This window comes from Rivularia sp. UHCC 0363 (genome assembly GCF_034931125.1).
Lineage (GTDB): Bacteria > Cyanobacteriota > Cyanobacteriia > Cyanobacteriales > Nostocaceae > Rivularia.
On the sequence record NZ_JAYGHM010000001.1, the window covers coordinates 121651 to 127254 of the forward strand.

A 5604-nucleotide genomic window follows, 5' to 3' on the forward strand; every position below is an offset into this window, starting at 1 on the left:
AATTAGGGAATTAGGGAATAGGAAATAGGGAGTGCGAGCGTCTCGCTCGCTATCTATCTTCGGCTCTCCCCATGCCCCCATCTCCCCATCTCCCCATCCCCATCCCTCATCCCATCTTCCGTGCTGCTACCATGTAGCGGAAAATATACTCTAATACTTCAATGTAAACCCGTGCTTGTACGGTAGATTCTGCCCAAACAGTTACACCGTGGTTGCGAATCAGTAAAGCTGGTATTTTGGGAGGATTAGTGCTAAAACGTTCTTTGATTTCATCTGCAATGCGATCAACCTGGAGATAATTGTGGAAAACTGACATTAAGCAACAAGGATTTTCTTCCCAAATTCCCAAACCTTTCAACATTTCTAATGATGGTAGAGGCAGTTTACCTGTTTCTGCTAAGCTAGAAACTAAGTTTGCTTCTACTGAATGGATGTGATAGCAGGCTTGCGCTTCTGGAAACAAGTTATATATACATTGATGAATAGAAGTTTCTGATGAAGGCTTTGAATTAGCTGAAGATTCTACTCTTCCATCGGGATAAACTCGAACGAAATTATCAACCGTCAATTCTCCCTTCAAGCATCCACTCGCTGTAATCCAAAAACTGCCATCGGGTAAACGAGTTGAAAGATTTCCCGCAGTTCCTACCATCCAACCGTGCTGATAAAAGAGAGATGCAGCATTGACTAAATCAATACGGGGGTCTGCTAAAGTTGTACTGTACATAATGTAAAAATTAATTCCACAAGTCTTCTAAGTAATCGCGTATATCTATAAAGTCATTCCAGGGAATATATGGTTTGGAATATTCCTTTAGATACTTTACTAAACGATCGCGAGCAAATACCGTTCGCACTTCCAAGGACATATTTAGATCTGTTAGCGAATCACCTATAGCAATTTTCTCATTACTGGGATACTTTTCCATCACCTTGACTTTGGCAACTAATTCGTCACCTTGTTCAAACTCGGAATTTACCTGTAAATATTCACCGCTAATATCTAAATCGACAGCGTGAATTGCCCAAACTTGTTCGAGTAGATCTCCTAAAACAATTTCTATAATACTCCGCAGCCCACCAGAAACGATAACTAAAGGAACGTTGTTGACTCTCAAAAAATCTATAAATTCTGCAAATCCCGCACGTATCGGCTTGTTGCGCGTAAATTCCACTATTTCCGGGTAACGCGAACATGGAATTGATTCTAAAATCTGCTTGACTCCCTCCCGTAGCGTTAATTTTTGCGCGTACATTTGAGAAATTAATTGTTGTGAGACCTCTGGTGAAAATTTTTTTAATACAGCAACAAAGGTTTCTTCCGCTGTGATAGTACCGTCAAAGTCGCAAAAGATGATTCGCTTGTACATTTGATTCGAGCAAGATTACAAAAAGCTTCTCCTTCCATTAAAAAGCAATTTATTCAGTAAAATTTGATCCTTTTTTTTGTAAATATTTGTATCGTTTTATAACAAGTCATACAAGTTATACATTACTCAAACATTAACTCAAACACGATTTCTAACAGCAGGATGTCATGATAATTTTTGTAAGCGAATTACATAAAGGGTGAAAAAAATGGCTGATATCATAGATACCGCAGTTAGTGCTGGTTCTTTTAACACTTTAGTTGCTGCTGTTAAAGCTGCTGGTTTAGTAGATACTCTTAAAGGTAAAGGTCCATTCACCGTTTTCGCACCCAGCGATGATGCATTTGCGAAGCTTCCTGAAGGTACAGTTGATGGACTACTTAAGGATATTCCTCAACTCAAAAAAATCTTGACCTATCACGTTGTTTCAGGCAAGGTTATGGCAGCTGACGCAGCTAAGCTAAAATCAGCTAAAACTGTTGAAGGTTCAGAAATAAAAATCGATGCTAGCAATGGTGTCAAAATCAATGATGCCAAAGTTTCCCAGGCAGATATTGACACTGATAACGGTGTGATTCACGTTATTGACACAGTTTTGATGCCTTCCTAAGCGATCAAATCGGATAGTATAGTCGTTTCAAATTAAGAAAATTTTAGTAGTGTCCGTGTCTTGCTCCCTCGTAGCTTGCTTATAGCGAGCGAGATGCTTCCACTATTAAAATTAATTGGAACGACTATTGCTTATGATCATCTCCACCAATGCGATCGCAAAGCAAAAATTAGAAATTAACCTAAACTTATATAAATATATCTACAGTTCTCATCGGTAAAGGGTTTGAACTGTTATTGTCATGCAATTAACTTGATTTTGTATCCTAAGTGGCAACCAAACGTTACAATGCAAGAGTAGAAGTTCGAGAATATATTTAAAAATTATTTAGAGCTTCTACAATATCTTGACAAAAAACTTGGATTAGGTCTTTTTTTCGTGGCAAAACGCTCACTCCAGGCATCGCCAATTGGTATCAAGCAAGCGAAAAGAGCTTTTACCGATAAAGGTTGGACTCAAGAAAATCTGGCAGGAGAAGTTAATCTAAAAACTCGCCAGCCAGTTTGGAGATTTTTTACAGGTCGTCCGATCGAACGCTATACTTTTATTGAAATTTGCTCTGTTTTAGAATTAAATTGGCGTGAAACTGCTGCCAATCCTCCAGCCGAGTCTGGATTAGGACAAACATCTATAAATATTAATGCGCTGGTAAACAAAGTGCGATCGCAGCGTCGAGATCGAATTCAAGACCAATGCGGCATTTTACAACTACTAGATACTAATCGTCCTGTTGGAATAGAAAATATTTACGTTGATGTGAATATTTTGCAGGAGATTGTCAGTCAGCAGTGGTTAAATATTTCTGACTTCAAGAATCATCATTTAAAAAAATTCGACCGCTTCGGCGACTTTCGGTCTGAGCAACACATATCGGGAATGAAAGCAGTCGAAACTCATTCTAAGTTGAGGATATTGGGTAAACCTGGGTCTGGTAAAACAACTTTTTTGCAACATCTTGCCATACAGTCTAACCAAGGCAACTTTGCTAGCGATCGGGTTCCCATGTTCATCACCCTGAGAGATTTTGCTGACGATTCACAAAAGACAGGGGAGTTGAGTTTATTCAACTATATTAGTTCTGAGTTATTCGCTGGTGATTCAGAACATTCCCTAAGCGAAATACTGCGTGAGGGCAGAATGTTACTGTTACTCGATGGACTTGATGAAGTGCTGCACCGAGATAACACTGCAATATTAAAAGAAATTCGGCGATTTTCTGAGAAATATTCCCAAAATTTGTTTATCGTTACCTGCCGAACTGCTGCTAAATCATTAAGCCTCAAAGGCTTTACCGATGTTGAAATAACAACCTTTAGTCAATCACAAATTGTTAGCTTTGCTCAAAAATGGTTCGCAGTATTTACTAAAACCAACGATTGCGATCGGGTGGATCTAGCAAATGAATTTATTGAAAAACTGGATTTACCCGAAAACTTGCCATTCCGTAGACTCGCAATCACTCCCTTATTTCTTCATCTTGTTTGCTGGGTGTTTCATCGTCAAAAACAATTTCCTCACAACAGAACCGAATTCTATAAACAATGTCTAGAGCTACTTCTAGGCAAATGGGATGAAATTAAAGGCATTGAGCGGGATAAATTCTATCAAGGGTTTTCATTGCCACAAAAGCTCGAACTAATGAGTCAGATCGCCGCAGCGACATTTGAACGGGACGATTACCTTTTTGAACAGCAAACCGTCGAACAATACATTAACGACTTTATCGGTAAATTACCAAATAGTCCCACCGAACCAGAGGAATTACAACTCGATAGTGAAGTGGTACTCAAGGCGATCGAATTACAGCATGGATTATTAACGGAACGGGTCAGAGGAATTTTCTCTTTTTCCTCTTTAACATTTCAAGAATACCTTACCGCCCGAAAAATCGTTGCTAATCATTTACAGTCATTAGAGCCAGCCTTGGAACGTTTAGTCGATCGCATTACCGAACCACGATGGCGTGAAATTTTTTTGTTGACCGCTGCTATGTTGCGGAGTGCGGACTTTCTGGTACAGTTGATGAAGCAAAAAATTGATGCTTTAATCGCCCCAGACCCTTATCTGCAAGAATTTTTAACTTGGACAACCCAAATAGTTATAGCGCAACCCACTTTAGCTGCAACTGGCGCTTTTTATCTCGGTCTTACTCAAACCCCTCTACATCCCAACATCCAGTCCCACTGGCACTTTAGCCCAGAGCAGCAGCAGGTTCTGCAACATTATTATGATGCCAAACAGTTGCTGGTTGATTGCCTCAATAGTAACTGTAAACTCACTGTTGAAGTGCGTCAACAAATTGAAACTACCTTGTTATTACCCCAGGTAAAACTAATGCAGAAGGAATGGATCGACACTCCTCAACCCGACATGAGGATTCTTGGTTCACCAAGCCCACATCGTTAAAAACGTTTAATTATATCAAAAACTTATATTACAAGCAAAAACTTTAAAAAAATGTTATAGTTGTAATATAAAAAAATAAAATATATCTTCCAGCAACATTATCCTCAACGATAGTAATGGAAGCATTTAGGCAAATACGTTCTTAGGAGGCTACACCGTTGATGAGAGGGGAATGCTCAACAATTAGGCAACTGAATTTGATTTTTATTTGACAGACCATCCATCACCAGAGCAACAAAAGGATTATCTACTAGTGAGAGTTGGAGCTATGATTCTTGTTACTGCATTTACTATTAGCTAAAAGTAAGCACTAGCTATTTAGTTCTAGAACGAGATATTTAGCTAGTATTGATGCATTATTATTAGTCCTATTATTGGCAAGTAGATTAAGTTTAGAGCTTATCTATCTAATTGCATATATAGTCTGACGTAAAGTATTTTAACAACTTTATGCATATTTTCCTATATTTAAAACTTTAAAAATTTAACTGATAAATCATCATAGCAAAGAAAAAAGGCAATTAAATAATCTAAAAAACTAAAAGAAAGATTTCAAGATATATGACACACCACGCTTAGGAAATAAGCAAAAATGAAAACAACTAAGAAATACAAAAACCCCGCACTTAAACAAGAACTAATAGGACACCCCGCATCGATTATTGCTCCGAGAGGTAGTGAATCTATTTTTACCTGGATACAAAGTACTGGTCGGTTCAAATCCCATGAACCCGATCTGTACCATGATGACAAGCCGACAAATGAAATTGAAGAATTGATAGACGAAGAAGAATTAGATCGAGATTAATTTATGTTTCAAGCCGTTAGAGTGTTACCATAATACGTATGAAAACTCAAGCATCAAATATTCGCGCTGGCGATCGCATTATTGCCTATTTCAAGAATAAAATGCAGATCTGTACAGTGAGATGCATTTCCAACCCCGATGTAAGCAATATTACACTATCCGTATTCCTTGGCGAACGCTATCGTCATTCAAGTTCAGGCACAATTCGGTTTAAACCAGAAGCTTTAGTCGAATTGACCAACCGGGGGTTAAATGTTTTTGAGGAAGAAACAAGCCTCGAACCCGTGCGAGGTTAGCAAAATACACTTTTTATCTAACTGTTCAACCCCCCGAATTTATTCGTGGGGGTATTTTAATTAGTCCTATCCCGGTAAAAGATTACCTATCTTAGGGAGTAGGGAGTAGGGAGT

General features: G+C 38.5%; 6 protein-coding genes. 4 read left to right on the top strand and 2 right to left on the bottom strand.

What is annotated here, in order from left to right; genetic code table 11:
* Nucleotides 1-106 precede the first annotated feature (106 nt).
* Entirely contained in the window at nt 107-727 is a 621-nt protein-coding gene (gene mtnB, locus VB797_RS00490) for a methylthioribulose 1-phosphate dehydratase (RefSeq protein WP_323235651.1), read from the bottom strand.
* Nucleotides 728-737: 10 nt separating this feature from the next.
* The gene (locus VB797_RS00495; protein WP_323235652.1) at nt 738-1370 is read right to left on the bottom strand and encodes an HAD-IB family phosphatase; all 633 of its coding nucleotides are present in this window, start codon (nt 1368-1370) and stop codon (nt 738-740) included.
* Between the two features lie 208 nt (nt 1371-1578).
* On the opposite strand from VB797_RS00495, the gene VB797_RS00500 reads away from it, so the two are divergent.
* The 4 genes from VB797_RS00500 to VB797_RS00515 all read left to right on the top strand — a co-directional run bounded on the left by VB797_RS00500 (nt 1579) and on the right by VB797_RS00515 (nt 5490).
* Complete coding sequence (locus VB797_RS00500; protein WP_323235653.1) at nt 1579-1980, top strand: fasciclin domain-containing protein; 402 nt, start codon at nt 1579-1581, stop codon at nt 1978-1980.
* 378 nt (nt 1981-2358) lie between these two features.
* On the top strand, nt 2359-4386 hold the full coding sequence (locus VB797_RS00505) for an NACHT domain-containing NTPase (protein ID WP_323235654.1): 2028 nt from the start codon (nt 2359-2361) through the stop codon (nt 4384-4386).
* A gap of 592 nt (nt 4387-4978) precedes the next feature.
* Nucleotides 4979-5194 carry a DUF3134 family protein gene (locus VB797_RS00510; RefSeq protein ID WP_323235655.1) on the top strand — a complete coding sequence of 72 codons (216 nt, stop codon included), beginning with the start codon at nt 4979-4981 and terminating at the stop codon, nt 5192-5194.
* 38 nt (nt 5195-5232) lie between these two features.
* Complete coding sequence (locus VB797_RS00515; RefSeq protein ID WP_323235656.1) at nt 5233-5490, top strand: hypothetical protein; 258 nt, start codon at nt 5233-5235, stop codon at nt 5488-5490.
* The last annotated feature ends 114 nt before the right edge of the window (nt 5491-5604 follow it).